General features: G+C 61.3%; 15 protein-coding genes and 2 pseudogenes. 14 read left to right on the top strand and 3 right to left on the bottom strand.

Annotated elements, in window-relative coordinates; genetic code table 11:
* Positions 1-248: 248 nt before the first annotated feature.
* Positions 249-579, bottom strand: a pseudogene (locus tag AC1Q5S_RS20650) (IS3 family transposase); the annotation flags it as partial.
* Between the two features lie 444 nt (positions 580-1,023).
* On the opposite strand from AC1Q5S_RS20650, the gene AC1Q5S_RS20645 reads away from it, so the two are divergent.
* The 9 genes and pseudogenes from AC1Q5S_RS20645 (at position 1,024) to AC1Q5S_RS20605 (ending at position 10,087) form a co-directional block, all read left to right on the top strand.
* On the top strand, positions 1,024-2,166 hold the full coding sequence (locus AC1Q5S_RS20645; protein WP_492239347.1) for a branched-chain amino acid ABC transporter substrate-binding protein: 1,143 nt from the start codon (positions 1,024-1,026) through the stop codon (positions 2,164-2,166).
* Between the two features lie 51 nt (positions 2,167-2,217).
* A complete protein-coding gene (locus AC1Q5S_RS20640) occupies positions 2,218-3,147 on the top strand; it encodes a branched-chain amino acid ABC transporter permease (RefSeq protein ID WP_492239345.1) in 930 nt (309 codons plus the stop codon).
* 31 nt (positions 3,148-3,178) lie between these two features.
* On the top strand, positions 3,179-4,309 hold the full coding sequence (locus AC1Q5S_RS20635) for a branched-chain amino acid ABC transporter permease (RefSeq protein ID WP_492239346.1): 1,131 nt from the start codon (positions 3,179-3,181) through the stop codon (positions 4,307-4,309).
* A complete protein-coding gene (locus AC1Q5S_RS20630; RefSeq protein WP_492239344.1) occupies positions 4,306-5,094 on the top strand; it encodes an ABC transporter ATP-binding protein in 789 nt (262 codons plus the stop codon). Before AC1Q5S_RS20635 ends, AC1Q5S_RS20630 begins: the two co-directional genes overlap by 4 nt.
* Positions 5,091-5,798 carry an ABC transporter ATP-binding protein gene (locus tag AC1Q5S_RS20625; RefSeq protein WP_303835767.1) on the top strand — a complete coding sequence of 236 codons (708 nt, stop codon included), beginning with the start codon at positions 5,091-5,093 and terminating at the stop codon, positions 5,796-5,798. The genes AC1Q5S_RS20630 and AC1Q5S_RS20625 overlap by 4 nt, the downstream gene beginning before the upstream one ends.
* A gap of 15 nt (positions 5,799-5,813) precedes the next feature.
* A complete protein-coding gene (locus tag AC1Q5S_RS20620) occupies positions 5,814-7,094 on the top strand; it encodes an amidase (protein ID WP_303835765.1) in 1,281 nt (426 codons plus the stop codon).
* 18 nt (positions 7,095-7,112) lie between these two features.
* Entirely contained in the window at positions 7,113-8,399 is a 1,287-nt protein-coding gene (locus tag AC1Q5S_RS20615) for a M20 family metallo-hydrolase (RefSeq protein WP_492239343.1), read from the top strand.
* An 84-nt stretch (positions 8,400-8,483) separates the two neighbouring features.
* Complete coding sequence (locus AC1Q5S_RS20610; protein WP_303835779.1) at positions 8,484-9,017, top strand: helix-turn-helix domain-containing protein; 534 nt, start codon at positions 8,484-8,486, stop codon at positions 9,015-9,017.
* Between the two features lie 115 nt (positions 9,018-9,132).
* A pseudogene (locus AC1Q5S_RS20605) lies at positions 9,133-10,087 on the top strand (IS5 family transposase).
* Between the two features lie 125 nt (positions 10,088-10,212).
* On the opposite strand, the gene AC1Q5S_RS20600 reads toward AC1Q5S_RS20605, so the two are convergent.
* Both AC1Q5S_RS20600 and AC1Q5S_RS20595 read right to left on the bottom strand, forming a co-directional pair.
* Positions 10,213-11,007 carry an IclR family transcriptional regulator gene (locus AC1Q5S_RS20600; RefSeq protein WP_303835777.1) on the bottom strand — a complete coding sequence of 265 codons (795 nt, stop codon included), beginning with the start codon at positions 11,005-11,007 and terminating at the stop codon, positions 10,213-10,215.
* A 143-nt stretch (positions 11,008-11,150) separates the two neighbouring features.
* A complete protein-coding gene (locus AC1Q5S_RS20595) occupies positions 11,151-13,262 on the bottom strand; it encodes an acetate--CoA ligase family protein (RefSeq protein WP_492239342.1) in 2,112 nt (703 codons plus the stop codon).
* Between the two features lie 148 nt (positions 13,263-13,410).
* Between AC1Q5S_RS20595 and AC1Q5S_RS20590 the strand changes: the two genes are divergently transcribed.
* From AC1Q5S_RS20590 to AC1Q5S_RS20570, 5 genes are read left to right on the top strand one after another with little or no spacing between them, the layout of a single operon-like run.
* Complete coding sequence (locus AC1Q5S_RS20590; RefSeq protein ID WP_303835760.1) at positions 13,411-14,559, top strand: acyl-CoA dehydrogenase family protein; 1,149 nt, start codon at positions 13,411-13,413, stop codon at positions 14,557-14,559.
* Positions 14,560-14,569: 10 nt separating this feature from the next.
* Positions 14,570-15,721: a thiolase family protein gene (locus tag AC1Q5S_RS20585; protein WP_303835758.1), complete on the top strand. Its 1,152-nt coding sequence runs from the start codon at positions 14,570-14,572 to the stop codon at positions 15,719-15,721.
* Between the two features lies 1 nt (position 15,722).
* Positions 15,723-16,142: a Zn-ribbon domain-containing OB-fold protein gene (locus AC1Q5S_RS20580; RefSeq protein WP_303835756.1), complete on the top strand. Its 420-nt coding sequence runs from the start codon at positions 15,723-15,725 to the stop codon at positions 16,140-16,142.
* Positions 16,139-16,546: a hypothetical protein gene (locus tag AC1Q5S_RS20575; RefSeq protein WP_303835754.1), complete on the top strand. Its 408-nt coding sequence runs from the start codon at positions 16,139-16,141 to the stop codon at positions 16,544-16,546. The genes AC1Q5S_RS20580 and AC1Q5S_RS20575 overlap by 4 nt, the downstream gene beginning before the upstream one ends.
* Positions 16,547-16,560: 14 nt before the next feature.
* Complete coding sequence (locus tag AC1Q5S_RS20570) at positions 16,561-16,941, top strand: MaoC family dehydratase (protein ID WP_303835752.1); 381 nt, start codon at positions 16,561-16,563, stop codon at positions 16,939-16,941.
* Positions 16,942-16,968: the final 27 nt, after the last annotated feature.

The raw sequence follows: 16,968 nt of genomic DNA, 5'->3' as shown, positions 1-16,968 counted from the left end.
ACCACCTTGCTGCGGCCATCATCGCTCTGCGCAAGATTGAGCTACCAGTCAATGTTATTTACGGATAAATACTAAGAAAACCTTGTTCGCATGGGTCCCTGATGTGCAGGCGTCTGGTGTTGTGGCCATCCGCGGCTGTCCCTGATGCAACGGCCGGACACCTGTGTCGTGGTCAAGTCTTTTCGGACACGTCTATCGGTGGAATGTGGTGATGTTGATTGCCTTCGGCCGATCGTCACTTCGGACCGCTCGTACCCCACCGGGGCACGGTACCCGAGGCTCGAATGCAATCGGATCGGGTTGTAGAAGCTAACGATGTAGTCGGCAATGTCCAATTTCGCCTCGGCGTGGTTGGCATGGTCGCGCGGTCATACCCGCTCCATCTTCAGATTCAGGAAGCAGCGCTCGGAGCCATCGTAGATTGAGTGTCCCAGCAGTTGCCTTTGCGGCTCATGCTGGCAACCAGGCCATGGCGTTGCCGCAGCTGCGAGGTTCGGCACGGGCGTATTCGCTACCTTGATCGGAGTGAACGATCAGCCCCGGCGTGGGCCGGCGCGCGGCGATGGCAGTTTGAAGGCTGCATCGAAGGATCGCCTGTCATGCTCGTTTCGTACTCGTCGGTCAAAAACCCCGAACGAGGTGTCCATTCAGATGGAACCATGACATTGCAGTTCTTGCTGAACACGGCGGGCACCATCGCAGGGCGACTTTGCGCACCGTTATGAAACATGGCTCATCGTCGCGGCCAGTCCTCTTTTGCGCCCAGAGCCCCTGTACCTCGTCAATGGAATGCGTTTCCCTATGTTTTCCCTGTGTAACCCCGCTGCGTGGTGCGCTGCGAAAGCAGGGTTTGCGAGCATTCATCGTTGCAACCTCCACTGGCATGATGCTTGCTCATCAAAATTCAAGTCGCTTGAATTGCATGCATAGATCATGTAAATATGTTCAATTGATTTGAATGAAATTCTGTAACTACTTCGAAGGGGAAAGGTGCAAATGAAACATTCCGTCATTGCGGCCGCTATGCTGTCCGCTTCCGCCAGCCTGATTTTGGTCAGCGCTCCTGTCGCCGCCAAGGATGTCGTCAAGATCGCATTCGTGGGCCCCCTTACGGGCGGCGTATCTGCCATCGGTTTGGGTGGTCGCAACTCTGCCGATCTTGCGGTTCAGCTCCGCAACGCCGACCCCAAATCGAAGTACACCTACCAGTTGGTGATCCAGGATGATGAATGCCGTCCCAACGTCGGTGTGCAGGTTGCAACCAAGGTGGCGGCGGATCGCCACATCGTTGCAGGCGTGACGCATTTCTGCTCCGCCGTGGCGATGGGAACGGTGGGTGTCTACAACCGTTTCGGTATGCCGGCTGTGGTTTGGGGCGCCGTGCTGCCAGAAATCACCTACGCCAACGACTTCAAGGAGGTCCACCGTGTCAACGGCACGATGATCAACCAGAGCGAAGTAGCCGCGAAGTTCGTCACCAACCTCGGCTACAAGAAGTGGGCCGTGATCCACGATACGACCGACTACGGTAAGGGTCACAACAAGTATTTCAGCGAATTCCTGAAGAAAAACGGCGGCACCGTGATTGGTACCTTTGGCGTCACGGCGGATCAGCAGGACTTCACAACGGAGCTGACCAAGATCCGCGAAATGAAGCCAGACGTCATCTACTTCGGTGGCCTCACTCCCCTGGGCGTTCGCATCCGCACGCAAATGGACAAGCTGGGTATCAAGGCACAGTTCCAGGGTACCTCGGGTGTCATGTCCGATGCCTATGTTCAGGGTGTTGGCGCAGAGTTGGCAGAAGGCTCGCTGGCCTTTCTGGAAGGGGCACCTCTGGAAAAGCTGCCGGGCGGCAAGTTCTTTTCCGAGAAGTACCAACAGCAAAAGTACAGCGAGCCACCGGAGGCCTATGGACCGTTCGCCTTCGCTGCAGCCAACCTGATCATGGATGCAGTGGAAAAGGTAGGCCCAGACCGCAAGAAGGTTCGTGACGTGCTGAACGCCACCAAGGACGTCGACACCGTCATCGGCAAGGTGACCTTCGACGACCATCGTCAGAACGTTGTGCCACTCGTGACCAAGTACGTGGTGGACAACGGCAAGTGGGTTGTCTGGGAAGACAGCGCATATGCCACCGGCAAGAAGAAATTGGCTGGTCTCTAAAGAGGCTGCTGCGGACAGCCTTGGCTGTCCGCAGCATGACAGGGGAACACAATGAGCGAGTTGGGGCAATACATATTCAACGGCCTGATGCTTGGCATGATCTATGCCATGGTCGCCGTTGGCTTTACGCTGTTCTTCGGCGTATTGGACGTGATCAAGTTTTCGCACGGCGATGTGCTCATGGTCGGCGCTTTCGCTGGTCTGGCGGCATCCATTGGCATGACCATGCTGGACATCAGCTCGCCATGGCTCCAACTGGTTGCCGTGGTCGGTTGTGCCATCTTCGTGACTGGCGTGCTCGGCGCCGGTATCGCCAAGTTTTTGATCTTGCCGCTGCGCAAAGCGCCGCCGCTGAATACGTTGCTCGCCACACTGATGTTGGGCACAGTCATCCGTGAGGCCGTGCGCCTCTTTTATCCAGATGGATCCAATCCCAAGCCGTTTCCACGTCTGCTGCCGTCGGATGTCATCGAACTGGGCAATTTCGCCCTGCGCGTGGATAACCTGATTCTTCTGGCCACTGGAGCCGCCGTGATCGTCGGCGTGCATCTGCTCATCACTCGTTCCCGTCTGGGCATGGCTATTCGTGCCGTCGCGCAGGATGGCGAAACCGCTCGCCTCATGGGCATCAACTTCGAAGCGGTGGTGCTGCTCACCTTTGCGCTGGGCTCCGCCATGGCCGCACTGGCTGGCGTGATGAACGGCCTTTATTACAACGAAATCAACTTCAACGTCGGATTGCTGCTGGGCGTGATCGGTTTTGCGGCGGCCATTTTGGGCGGCCTGGGCAACATCTACGGCGCCATCATTGGCGGCTTCCTGTTCGCGGCATTGCAGGTGCTCGGTAGTGCGGCTCTCCCCGCGCTGATCCCCGACATCCCGAGCGCATACAAGGACGTCTTCGCCTTTGCGGTGGTCATCATTCTGATGGCCTGGAAACCAACCGGCCTGATTGCCGAAAAATCCAGCGAGCGGGTTTAACACCATGATCAGATCAACACGCAAAGCGGCCATGGTGCTGGCCTTCACCAGCATCGCTCTGACCCTCTACATGTGGCTGTTTCTGCATGCCGAAACACAGATCGGTATCGCCATACTGCTTGCCGCGGCGGCGATCGCTGTGGTCATTGCACGAAAGACAGGGATCACCGCACAGATTGAAGCCGCAGGCACCAGTCGCCCTGGACTGGCCCAAATCTGGGCGGCTTGCTCCACCCTCGCACTGATCGCGCTGTTCTATGACCAGCACTTCGTGCTGCTCATGATCTGCGCAGTGCTGCTCTACGCAACGGCTGGCCTCGGTCTCACGCTGCAGTTCGGCTTTTCGGGGGTGGCCAACTTTGCGGGCGCGGCCTTCTTCGGCATCGGTGCCTATGCCACTGCTGTTCTGGCCACGCACACAGGTATTCCACACCTGCTGATTGTGGTGATCTCCGGCCTGATTGCAGCAGTCATTGGCTCGGTGCTGATTACCCCCGTGTTACGCACCCGCGGGCACTATGCGGCGTTGGTGACCATCGCCTTTGGCATCCTTTTCAAGACCTTCATCGAAGTGAACGACGTGCTGGGTGGGCCGCAGGGCTTGCAGGTTCCTGGCATGAGCTTGTTCGGCCACTCTCTCAATGAGTCCTTCTCGATCTTCGGTCATGAGGCATCGTTTTATGTGAGCTATGCCGTACTGAGCCTGGTGGTGTGCGGCGGCATCTTCCTGATCGTCAAGGCACTGGAGCGCTCATGGATCGGTCTGAGTATGGACGTGGTGCGCACCGACGAGACGGCAGCGGCTACGTTCGGTCTGCACATTGCGCGCTGGAAGGTCATCGCTTTCATGATGGGCAATTTCTTCGCTGGCATTGCCGGCAGTGTGTACGGCATGATCACGGGTTTTGTTGCACCGAACAACTTCACCTTTGCCGACTCGCTGCTCATGCTGTCGATCGTGATTCTGGGTGGGTTGGGAAATGCCGTGGGCCTGATTCCGGCGGCCGTGATTGTGCTGGTGCTGCCTGAAAAACTGCAGTTCATCCAGGAATACCGCTTCCTGTTCTATGCAGCGCTGGTGATTGCCATCCTCCTGTTCCGCCCCGACGGGCTGCTGCCGCGCAAGACACGCCTGTTCTTCAGCCAGGAGGCCTCGCGATGAGCCAAAAGCAAACACTGGTCGAAGTCAAAGATCTGACGATGCGTTTCGGTGGTCTCACGGCACTCGACAACCTCAACATGTCGATTTTTGAAGGAGAAGTGCTGGGCCTGCTCGGTCCCAACGGTTCGGGCAAGACCACGTTCTTCAATGTGCTGACCGGGCTGTACAAGGCCAGCAGCGGCAGCGCGCTCTACAGGGGGGGAAACGTCCTTGGAAAGACGCCGCAGGAGATTTACCGCAGCGGCGTGGCCCGCACGTTCCAGCGCTCACGCCTGTCGCTACCGCTCACGGTGTTTGACAACATCGTCATCGGGGACTACCAGCACATGCACCACGGGCTGATCTTCAATCTGTTCCGCCGCAAGGCCTTTCGTGCAGAGTATGACGCGTACGTGCAGAAGGTCCGCGACCTGCTCAACATTTTCAGTCCGCCGTTGGTGGAGCGAATGTTTGAGCCGGTAGAAACCTTCACCATGATCGACCGCCGCCGCATTGAAGTGTGCCGTGCCTTGCTGAGCCAGCCGCGCCTGCTGCTGCTTGACGAGCCATCGGCTGGCATGACGCACGACGAAACACATGCGCTGATGAGCGACATTCTCGATGTACGCAGCAAGCTCAACAACCTGACCGTGGTGCTTATCGAGCATGAGATGAATGTGATCGAACGCATCACCGACCGCTGCGTCGTTTTTAACTACGGTCAAAAGATTGCCGAGGGAACCTACGCGCAGATCACATCCGATCCGAACGTGCAGACTGCCTATCTGGGAGAGGAAACCGTATGAGCGCGCTGACAGTAAAAGGCCTGACCACGGGCTACGACAAGGTGAACGTGCTGCACGACGTGTCCATTGAGGTCGCGCCCGGCAAGATCACCTGCATTCTGGGCGCCAACGGTGCCGGCAAGAGCACCCTGATTCGCGCCATTCTGGGCCTGACCCCACCGCGCCAGGGTCAGATCCTGTGGAACGGTCGTGACCTGGCAGGAGAAAAGACACACAAGATTGTGGCGGGCGGCATCTCATGCATTCCCGAAGGTCGCAAGATCTTCCCGCGCATGACGGTGGCTGAGAACCTCGCACTCGGCGCATTCTTGGAAAAGAACAGTGCCTTGGTGCGCGAGCGTCTGGAGAAGGTCTACACCATTTTTCCGCGCCTCAAGGAACGTTCTATCCAGCTGGCGGGCACGATGTCCGGCGGCGAGCAGGCCATGGTCTCCATCGGCCGTGGGCTGATGGCTGAACCCCAGTTGCTGGTGATCGATGAACCTTCTCTGGGACTATCACCACTGTACGTGAAAGAAAACTTCAACGTCATCAAGCAAATCAACGCCATGGGCATGACGGTGCTGCTGGTGGAGCAGAACGCTCGGCAGACGCTGGCCATCTCGCACTATGGCTATGTGCTGTCGCAAGGCCGGGTGATGGCCGAAGGCACTGCCCAAGCGCTGGCTGCCAACGACGAAGTGAGAGCGGCCTACTTCGGCTGAACCCGGGAGCACGCAATGAACGACTGTCTTCGTTGGTCCGCACGCGAACTCGTCACCCGCCTTGCCCGCCGTGAAATGCCGGTGCTGGCCGCTGTTGAAGCGTTCATAGAGCGTATCGATGCCATCGAGCCTGACATCCAGGCGTGGCAGCACTTTGACCCCGCGCAGGTGCGGGCACAGGCACGTGCATTGGATTCAGGCGCGGCAAGCGGCTCCCTTCACGGCCTGCCTGTCGGGGTGAAAGACCTGATGGATACGAGCGATATGCCCACCACTTATGGTTCCCCCATCTATACGGGGCATCGCCCTGCTGTGGATGCGGGGTGTGTGGCCGCCTCCCGGAGCGCGGGGGCCATCGTCATGGGCAAGACCGTCACGACGGAATTTGCCACGTTCCAACCCGGCCCCACGCGCAATCCTCGCAGTACGGCGTCCGGCTCCCGAACGCCAGGCGGGTCATCAAGCGGATCCGCAGCCGCCGTTGCGGCGGGCATGGTGCCTGTAGCGTTTGGCACACAGACGGCAGGTTCGATCGTCCGCCCTGCTGCCTATTGCGGGGTCGTGGGCTACAAGCCCACGCACGGCACCCTGCCCCTGGCTGGCATCAAACCACTTTCCCCCAGTCTGGACACGGTAGGAGCCCTAGCGCGCACCGTGGACGACGCTGCGTTTTTCGTAGGAATACTGGCGCGCCTGCCGCTGGATCCCCAGCCAACGGCCAGCCTGCGTATAGGCCTATGTCAAACGCCGTATTGGGATCGGGCGAGTGAAGACACACGTCAGGCCATTGCAACGGCGAGCCGCCTATTCGAGCTCAATGGCGCGCGCCTGAGCGACATCACCTTGCCCTCATGTTTCGCACCGCTGAACGACGCGCAAATCGATATCATGGGTTACGAGGCTGCTGCAGCCTTCGAGCCCGAATTGCGCACGGCAGCAGACCGTTTCAGCCCGGCTTTCGCGGCCGTATTGGTCAACGGCCGGGGCATTGACGGCAACCGTTTCTTTGCAGCGCTCGCCCAGGCCCGACAGGCGCGCAATGCACTGGATGCCATGTTCGAGCAGTTCGACGTCATTCTTGCGCCCAGCACCGAGGGCACGGCGCCAACCGGGTTGCAAGCGACGGGAGATCCGGTGTTCAACCGTATGTGGTCCCTGCTGGGAAATCCATGCGTTCATGTCCCGGTCGGCACCGGCCAGGACGGGATGCCGGTCGGCGTCACGCTGGTAGGACGCACCTTCCACGATGCCCAAGTTCTCGGTGCCGCGCATGCGCTGGAACGCAGCCTGGCATAAAAATTTCAGGTAACCATAGTGAATCAGCAACTCTCTTCACCAGCCGCAGCGCTGGCCCAAGACTCTATCAACAACGAGCGCTTGCAAGCATTCATCGCTTCGTTGGCGACCTTTGGTGGTCGCGCGGACGGCGGTGTTTCGCGTGAGACGCTCACTGACATTGATCTGGCCTCGCGCCGCTATTTGATTGACCAGGCCCGCGCCCTGGGGTGCGAAGTCATGGTTGACGACTGTGCCAACCTGTTTTTCCGCCGGCCTGGTCAGCGCAATGACCTGCCTGCCGTGTTGACAGGAAGCCATGGGGATACCCAACCCGTAGGCGGAAAACTGGATGGCGCGTACGGCGTGGTGGCAGGTCTTGAAGTCATCGCCGCGCTCAACGACGCGGGCATCAACACCCTGCGGCCCATCGAGGTCGTCGCCTGGACCAACGAAGAAGGCAGCCGCTTCGGTCCCGGCGCCATGGGCTCCAGCGCTTTCGTCGATCCTTCGAGCTTGAAGGGTTATCTGGATGCAGTGGATCAGAACAAGGTACGGTTTTCCGAGGCATTGCGGGTGGCCTTGGATTCCACGCCCGACGTTCCGCGCTGCGCGATGCAACGCCCAATGTCTGCTTGCGTCGAACTCCACATTGAACAAGGCCCTGTGCTGGAACGGGCAGGCATTCCACTGGGCGTGGTGACGGGCATCCAGGCGGTACGCTGGTTCAACGTCACATGCCATGGATCCATGGCCCATGCTGGAACCACCCCCATGGATGAGCGCCGCGATGCCATGGCAGCCGCCGTGGCGCTGGCACAGAAGCTCTACGACTTTGCTGCCGCGGAGGCGGCTAACCAATTGCGCCTGACGCTGGGCCGCTGGCAGGTCACCCCCAATTCCGTCAACACGATTCCAGGCCGTGTCGATTTCACCGTCGACATGCGCTGCCTGACCGACAGCGTGCTCGACCGTTTCGAAGCGTTTCTGCGTGGCTTGGCCGCCGAGTCAAATGATGTGGTGTCTCTTGAGCGATTTTTCCAGCGTGCACCGACCCATTTTCCCCGCCCCATTCTGGACCTCATCCAGACGGCGGCCGAACGTGCGTGCACCCATGCAGGTCTGCCCGCACCGATGTCCATCACCTCGGGTGCATTCCATGATGCGATGTATCTTGCCGACCATTGCCCCACGGCGATGATCTTTGTTCCTAGCATCAAGGGCATCAGTCACAACGCGGCTGAAGCCACCGACCCGCGTGATCTGCTCCTGGGCGTGCAGGCACTCGCCTACACTGTGACCGCTCTGGCAAATCAAGCACCATAACCACAACCGGATGGAGACCCCGTGACGATCAGCACCGATTCCGTGCAACCCGTCCCATCGAAAGACCGCCCCAGCCCCACCAGCATGTTGGGTGTACGACTGCGACATGCACGGTTGGTGGCCGGCTACACGCTTATTGAACTTGCGCGCAAAGCCGAATGCTCGGAGAGCCTGATCTCCAAGATTGAGCGTGGCACTGCCACCCCATCGCTGGCGATGCTGCACCGGCTGGCAGTGGCGCTGGACACCAATATCGCAACGCTGACCTCAGAGGGCAAACCCAATGCCGGTCCGATATTTCGGGCCGGTGCACGCCCTGTGATTCGCACTGGGGGTATCGCACTTGAACGGTTGGTTTTGCCGCAACGGGGCGGGTTGCTGCAAGCCAACATCCACATCATGGAACCCGGTCAAAGCAGTGACGGACAGATAGAGCACATGGGCGAAGAAATGGGTTACGTGCTGGAAGGATCGGTGGAGTTGCAACTCGCCGATGAACGTTTTGTTGTACACGCGGGGGACGTGTTCACATTCTCCAGCCAGGTTCCGCACGGTTATTCCAATGTGGGCACCGGCTTGGCGCGTATCTTGTGGGTGAATTCACCAGCGACGTTTTGAAGACGCAGTGGCGCGTCGCATCCACCAGGCCCGCGCGACCACGCTTTCTACGCAAACCAAAGGCAATGCTGAAAAAGTCCCCGCGGCACCTGCCGCCTGGGTAAATTACAGGGCCATGAAGCAGCAGACCCTTGCCATGGCAGCCGACGCGCAGTCGGGCTTTGAACAGCACCGCAAACCCACGCGGCGCGATGAATTCCTCAAGACCATGGAGGCGCTGGTGCCCTGGGCTGCGCTGTGCGATGAAATCGCGCCGCACTATCCCAAAGCCGGCAATGGGCGCCCGCCCATCGGGCTTGAGCGCATGCTGCGCATTCACTTCATCCAGCACTGGTTCAACCTCGCCGACCTGGCGTGCGAGGAAGCCTGGTACGACAGTGCCAGCCTGCGCCGTTTTGTGGGCCGGTGCCTGATGCCACCACCATGCTCAGGTTCTACCACCTGCTCAATGACAACAAGCTGGCGAGGTCCTGTTCGCCCGGGTAGGCAAGGAGCTACAGGCGCGCGGCATCAAGGTCCACACAGACACCATCGTGGACGCCACCATCATTGGTGCTCCGAGTTCGACCAAGAACGTCAACAAGGCCAGAGACCCCGAAATGCACCAGACCAAGAAGGGGTAGCAGTGGCATTTCGGCATGAAGCTGCACATTGGTGTGGACAGCCAAACTGGGTTGACCCACAGCGCGGTGGTCACAGCTGCCAACGTGCATGACAAACATCCGCTGCCTGATTTGCTGCACGGCAACGAACAGCGCGTCTATGGCGACTCGGCCTATGCCAGCCAGAAAGCACTGATAGCGAGCAAGGCCCCCAGGGCCAAGGACTTCACCAACCAGCGTACGCGCCGTGCGGGCGAGGTGGACGAGGTGCAGCGGGCCAAGAACCGCAACAAGTCGCGGATGCGTGCCCGCGTCGAGCATGTGTTCGAGGTGGTCAAGCGGTTGTGGGGCTTTGGCAAGGTGCGTTACCGCGGTCTGCAGAAAAACGCCACGCGTGCGTTCACCGTGTTGGCGCTGGCCAACATCTACCTGGGCCGAGGGCGCCTGCAGGGACAGGTGCGCCCGTAAGGGTGGAAATCAGGCCTCAAGGCCCCGCGAACGGCCCAAATGCGCGGCGCGAGAGGCCTCGAAATCCAAAAAACAGCGTCATCCAGGTTGGCGTAAAGAATTGCGACGGTTTGTTCAGCGCAGCTTTAATTTCCCCAAAGCTTTTGAACTATCCCCCCAGAGACAGCAAGGGTTGCCTCGCGGCAGCGCTCACGCAGGTCTTCGCAAAGCGCCTGAAGGGAGTTTTGTGAAAACTGTGTGCTGAAACCGACGGCGCTCACGGCCATCAGGGGGCGGCCCTGACTATCGAGGATAGGCGAGGAGACAGTGATCACCCCCCTGACGTAGTTGCCGTGGTCAACGGCATATCCAAGCTGACGAACCTGCTCAACCTCGCTCATATAGGTTTCGAAGCTGGGCCCGTCTTCCCAGCGCAACTCGCTGATCTTGCGCCGTATTTCCATGGTGGTCAGGCCGGAATGCGCAGCCATGCAGCGGCCAAGGGCGGCAATGTACATAGGCAGGCGCTGGCCGATGCTCATGTGAACACGCAACGTGGAACCGCTTTCCGCCAAATCGACGAGCACGACGCGGTCGTCACGCGAGACTTGCCACAAAGTGGTGGTGATGTTGTGGCGGGTGGCAAGCTCCTGCAGGTGCGGGCGCATCATGCGCACATAAGAGGCTTTCTCCAGGGATCCCTTTGCCAATTCCACCAGTCCCAGGCCCATGCTGTAGGTTTTGGTGGATTCTTCGAATGTCACAAGCCGCTCATGGACCAGGGTCTTGAGCAGATTGAAGCAGGTACTCGCATTGAGTTCCAGATCCTTGGCAATGCGCGTCACTCCTACGGGGTTGGGAGACTTGGCGAGGTAACGAAGAACCTTGAGGCCAGAACTCAGTGCTCCCACCAGTTTTTCGGGGAGAGGTGCATCAGTCATGTAAGGGGACATCCGATAAAAAAGCGGCCCCATGCGCTGGTGCATGGGTTGGGTGGTTCTCAACGGCCGACTTGGACCCGCAGGAAGAAGCGGCAAATATTATCAATGCGGCGATGAGACTTCTCGTGGTTGTGCTCGGGTGTTCAATCCGTTGCCAAAGGCGTGATCAGGGCGTCCAGCGCCCACACCTGGTTGCCCTGGATGACCAGCGGGTTGATTTCCAGCTCACGCAGCGGTTGTTGCAAAAACCATTCGGCCAGATCCGCAATGCGGCGTGCCACTGCGGATATGTCGGCCCCGGGCTTGCCGCGAAAGCCCTGCAGCAGCTTGAAGCAGCGCAGGTGGCTGAGCATTTGTGCAATGTCGTCGGCGTTGGCGGGCAACAGCAGGTTGACCACGTCGGGGTCCAGCTCGGCTTCGATGCCGCCGCGCGCCAGCGTCAGTACCGGGCCAAAGCGCGGGTCGCGGCGCAGGCCCAGCAACAGCTCATGGTCGAAGGGCAGCATCTGCTCCACCAGAATGCCCTGCACCGGGATGCCCAGCCCGGTGCCCACTTTCTGCAGGCGTTCCATGGCTGCTTGCAACGATGGGTCGTCCTGGATGCGCAGCACCACGCCGCCCGCATCGCTCTTGTGCAGCAGCTGGTCCGACTGCAGCTTGGCGACGACGGGGTAGGGCAGGTCGGCGGGGAGTGCAGCGCCGGCCTTCAGCAGCCAGCCCGTGGGGATCTGCACGCTGTGCTGGCGGGTGAGCAGCTGCTTGCCATCCCATTCGGACAGTGTCGGCAGTGATTGGCCGTTGTCGGCCACCGGGGTCGCCGCTTGGGTCTTGGGGCGCTGGACGATCTGCGCGCGGGTGCGCTGCATCTGCAGGCAGCGGGCCATGGCCTGCATGGCCTGGGGGATGTCGAGGAACACCGGAATGCCGGCCGCTTCCAGGGCGTGGATGCTGCTGTCCATGGCGCCGACCCAGACCACGATGATAGGGCAGTGCACGTGGGAGCGCGCCTGCGACAGCGCCTGCACAAAGGCGTCCGCGATGCTGTGCATCATGCCGATAAACAGCACGATGGCGTGGGTCTCGGTGTCGGTCGCCAGCGCCTGCATGGCGCGGCCGATCATCGGTGTGTCCTGCAACACGTTGCCGGTGATGTCCAGCGGATTGCTGGGGTGCACAAAACTCGGGAGCACCGGCACCAGCGCCTGCGCCACCTCGGGCTTGAGTGCGGGCAACTCCAGGCCCAGGGGTTCGCTGGCGTCCGCAATCAATACGCCGGCGCCTCCCGAGACGGTCATCACCGCCAGGCGTGGCCCCGCGGGCGCTGCGCCGTGCAGCAGCAAGCGGGCTGCGTCCATCATTTCGGTGAGGCTGCGTACGCGCAGCGCCCCGTGCTGCTGCAGGCAGGCCTCATACAGGGCATCGTTGCCGGCCAGCGCGCCGGTGTGGGAGGCCGCTGCGGCGGCGCCGGCGCTGGAGCTGCCGGCCTTGATGGCAATCACCGGCTTGCCGGCGCGGGCGGCCCGATCCAGCGCCGCGCGGAAGGCATCGATGCGGCGGATGTCCTCGATGTACAGGCCAATCACCTGCGTGTCGGGGTCGTCGACGAGGAAGTCAATGGCTTCGGCTGCGTCCACGTCGCATTCATTGCCCGTGGTCACCCACTGGCTGAAGCCGACGCCGCTGCGCAGCACGATGTCCATCCAGTAGGCGCCCAGTGCGCCGCTTTGGCTGACGAACGAAAAACCCCCCGGCTGCAGTTCATGGCTTTCCAGCGCCGTGGTGAAGGTGGCCAGCAGGCCGGAGCGGCAGTTGGCGATGCCCAGGCAGTTGGGGCCGACGATGGCAACGTCGTGCGCCCTGGCCAAATCGGTCAGGCGCCCCTGCAAGGCGCACCCCGCTTCGTCCAGCTCGGCAAAGCCGGACGAAAACACCACGAAGGCCTTCACGCCGGCGGCAATGCCTTCGCGGATGGCTCCTTCCACATGCGCGGCGGCCGTGCCGATGATGGCCAGATCCACGGGCTGGCCAATGGCTGCGATGCTGGGATGGCAGCGCAGGCCCTGCACCTCTTCGCGTCCGGGATTCACCGGGTAGATGGCCCCGGTGTAGCCGCGGGCGCGCATGTAGGCGATGGGGCGGCCGGAAATCTTTGCGGGGTCGGCACTGGCTCCGATCACCGCCACGCTGCGCGCATTGAGCAGGGCCTCCAGGCGATGCGAGCGACTGGGGGAAACGTCTTGGTTGGAGTGAGGCATTGTGTCTTTAATTCTGTATAAAGAATAAAAATTGTTTATTTGAGAATTAAATAATGAATTGCTTTGCATTTATTCAAGGGTAAACACCTAGATTTTTGTTGATTTGACTGAATTATATTCTCTATCAAGAACTTTTTTATCGAAGCGTATGAGCCTGAACTTCTCTTTTTCACCCGAACACGAAGCCGTGCGGGACACGGTGCGTCGCCTGTGCCGTGAAGAACTTGCTGCGCTGGTGGAGGAAGCGGAAGAAAACGAGCACTTCCCCAAGCATGTGTTCAAGCGCTGGGGCGAACTGGGCTTGCTGGGGGTGCGCTATCCCGCAGCCGACGGTGGCAGCGACATGGACAAGGTCAGCGACTGCATCGTGCGCGAAGAGCTCAGCTACATGAGCCAGGCCTTCGCCACCAGCTGGTCGGCACAGACCCATCTGTCCATCTGGCCCATCTGGAAGATTGGCACGCCCAGCCAGAAGGAGCGTTTCTTCAAGCCGGCGCTGGCGGGCGACAAGATCGCTGGCTTTGCGCTTTCCGAGCCTGATGGCGGCTCCAACATCCGCGCCATGAAGACCAAGGCCGAGAAAGTGGAGGGTGGCTGGAGGCTCAGCGGCAGCAAGCTCTACATCACCAATGCGCCCATCGCCGACTTCCTGATGGTGGCGGCTCGCACCTCGCCCGAACTCAAGCCCGATGCCATCAGCCTGTTCATCGTCGAACTGCCGCACAGGGGTTTCGACATCCACAAGCTGAAGAAAGAGGGTATCCGTGGCTCCGAGACCGCGCTGATCCACATCGAAGACGCCTTTGTGTCCGACGACTGCCTGCTGGGCGAGCAGACCGGCACCTACCCGCTGCTGCTGGAATGCCTGAGCGAGAACCGCGTGGGCGTGGCCGCCAACGCCCTGGGCATGGCCCGCGCCGCCTTCGATGCCGCCAAGGCGTTTGCCGACGATCGCATCGTGGCCGGCAAGCGCATCGGCGACTACCAGGCCGTGGCCCACAAGCTGGCCGACATGGCGGCCGACATTGAAGCGGCCAAGTGGCTGGTGTACTACGGCGCGTGGCTGGTGGATCAGAACCGCCTGGACGCAGCCACCGCTGCCAAGGTCAAGCTGATCGCCACCGAAACCGCCCTCAAGGTCAGCGAACAGGCCATCCGCATCCATGGCGGCGCCGGCATCATGCGCGAGTACCCCGTGGGCCGCATCCACCGCGATGCCTTCGTCTATGTGATTGGCGAGGGCACCAGCGACATCCAGCGCAACATCATCGCGCGCGACCTGGGTTTCAAGCCCTGAGGTGACAGCAATGACGATGAATGCATTCATTACGGGCGCCTACGACACCGCTGTCGGCGAGCTGCCCGGCAGCAGTTGCATGGCCCTGCATGCCGAGGCGGCGATGGGCGCGGTGGCGGACGCCGGCCTCCAGCTTTCCGACGTCGACGGCGTGCTGTGCGCCTACTCGTTCACCGAGCCGCACCTGATGCTGGCCTCGGTGTTCTGTGAATACTTGGGCATCCATCCCGGTACCTGCCTGGCGATCCAGGCCGGCGGCGCCAGCGCCTGCATCATGGTGATGCAGGCCGCGGCCCTGGTGGCCAGCGGCCAGTGCCGGCATGTGCTGGTGGTCACCGGTGACAACCGCCTGACCGGCATGTCGCGCGACGGTGCCGTGGCGGCCTTGTCCGAGGTCGGCCATCCCCAGTTCGAGCGGCCGTTCGGCATCAGCGTGCCGGCTTCCTATGCCTTGGTGGCCAAGCATTACATGCACCAGTACGGGATCACGTCGGAGCAACTCGCGGCGATCGCCGTGGAGCACCGCCGCCATGCGGGTCGCCACCCCAAGGCCCACAAGCGCGATCCCATCACCGTGAACCAGGTGCTGAGCTCCAAGATGATCGCCGATCCTCTGCACATGCTGGACTGCTGCCTGATCTCCGATGGCGGAGCGGCCCTGGTGGTCAGCAGTCGCGCGGCGGCCCGCGACACCAAGGGCAAACCCATCGAAATTCTCGGAGCCGGTCAGGGGCACACCCATGAACACATCGTGGCCGCCCCCAGTCTGGTGGACTTCGGCTGCAAGACCTCGTCGGCGATGGCCTTCGCCCGCGCCGGTGTGACACCGGGCGATATCGACGTGGCGCAGATCTACGACTCCTTCACCATCACGCTGGCGGTGGAGCTCGAATCTATCGGCTTCTTCGAGCGCGGCCAGGCCGGTATCGCGGCCGCTGCCGGCGAGCTGGGTCTGGGTGGCAAGCTGCCTTGCAATACGCACGGGGGGCTGATGTCGTATGCGCACTCCGGCGCGGCCGGCGGCATGTTCCATGCCGTGGAGGCGGTGCACCAGCTGCGTGGCAATGCCGATGCGCGCCAGGTGCAGAACGCGAAGCTGGCCTTCGTGCACGGTGACGGCGGCATTCTGTCCGCGCACTGTTCCTTGGTTCTGGGAGCCTGAGATGACGACAGCCGCTTACCCCTTGCCCCGCCCCAATGCGTACACCCGGCCTTACTGGGACGGCGCCGCCGCCGGCGAGCTGCGCTACCAGCGCTGCGCCGCCTGTGGCCATGTGCAGCTCATTGCGCGCAGCCTGTGCGAGCAATGCCATGGCAGCCGGCTCGATTGGCAAGTCTCGCAACGCACCGGCACCGTGCTGACATTCACCACCGTGTACCGCGCGCCCCTGCCGGCCTTCAAGGACATGCTGCCCTACGTGATCGCCATCGTGGACATGGACGAGGGCTTTCGCGTCATGGCCAACGTCCTGCCACAGGGCCGTGAAGGCCTGGAGATCGGCGCGCGCGCGCGCATCGGATTCCAGGACGTGCATGGCATGGTCCTGCCCGTGGTGGAAGCGGTTCAGGAGGCGTCGGTATGAAGGTCGATCCGATTCTCTTCGACGACTTCCAGCCCGGTGTGCCGATGGGCGAATACGAGGAAGTCTATGACGCGCAGCAGGCTGGGCGCTGGCAGTCCATCTTTGGCTCTGGCGCGCGGGAAGGCTCCAATGCCGCGCCCGAGGCCGCCAGCATGGCCGTGGTTGCCATGATGCGTGCCTACCTGCATGTGGTGGCGCCGCGGCCTCCAGGCAACGTACATGCCAGGCAGCAATTGCGGATGCACGCCTTGCCACGCCCGGGCGAATCCATGCGCATTGCCGTGGCCTGCGAGAGCAAGGAGATCCGGCGTGAACGCCGCTATGTGGACCTTGGCGTGCGGGCCACCGGGGACGGTGGTCGTGCATTGTTCGAGGGCCGCATTTCGCTCATCTGGGCGGCATAAGCAAGGAGCCCGCCATGCAATCCCCCATTACTTTGCACAACACCAGCCTCGCGGTCACGCAGGCCACGATTGCTGCGTATGCCGAGCTGACGGATGACTTCAATCCCATCCATCTGGATGCGGAATTCGCCGCAAAAACGCCCATGGGGCGCCCCATTGCGCATGGAACCATGTCGTTGTGCCTGCTGTGGCAATGCCTGGGCAGCAGCTTTCCGGCGCAGGCGCTGGAGACGATGCAGCTGGACATTCGCTTCGTGAAGCCCGTGTACATCGGCGACCAGCTCACCGCCGGTGGCGAGGCAGTGAGCGGTGCTTCGGGGCAATGGAATGTCTGGGTGCGAGGTCAGGACGGGACGGACCGGATCGTGGGTCTGGCTTCCACACCCTCCTGCTGATTCCCGGCAAGGGCTGCTCTCACAGTC

Source organism: Acidovorax sp. GW835-FHT14B10, from assembly GCF_058793725.1.
Note: the sequence above shows the minus strand (reverse complement) of the source record. Positions and strands in the feature narration are given on the sequence as shown.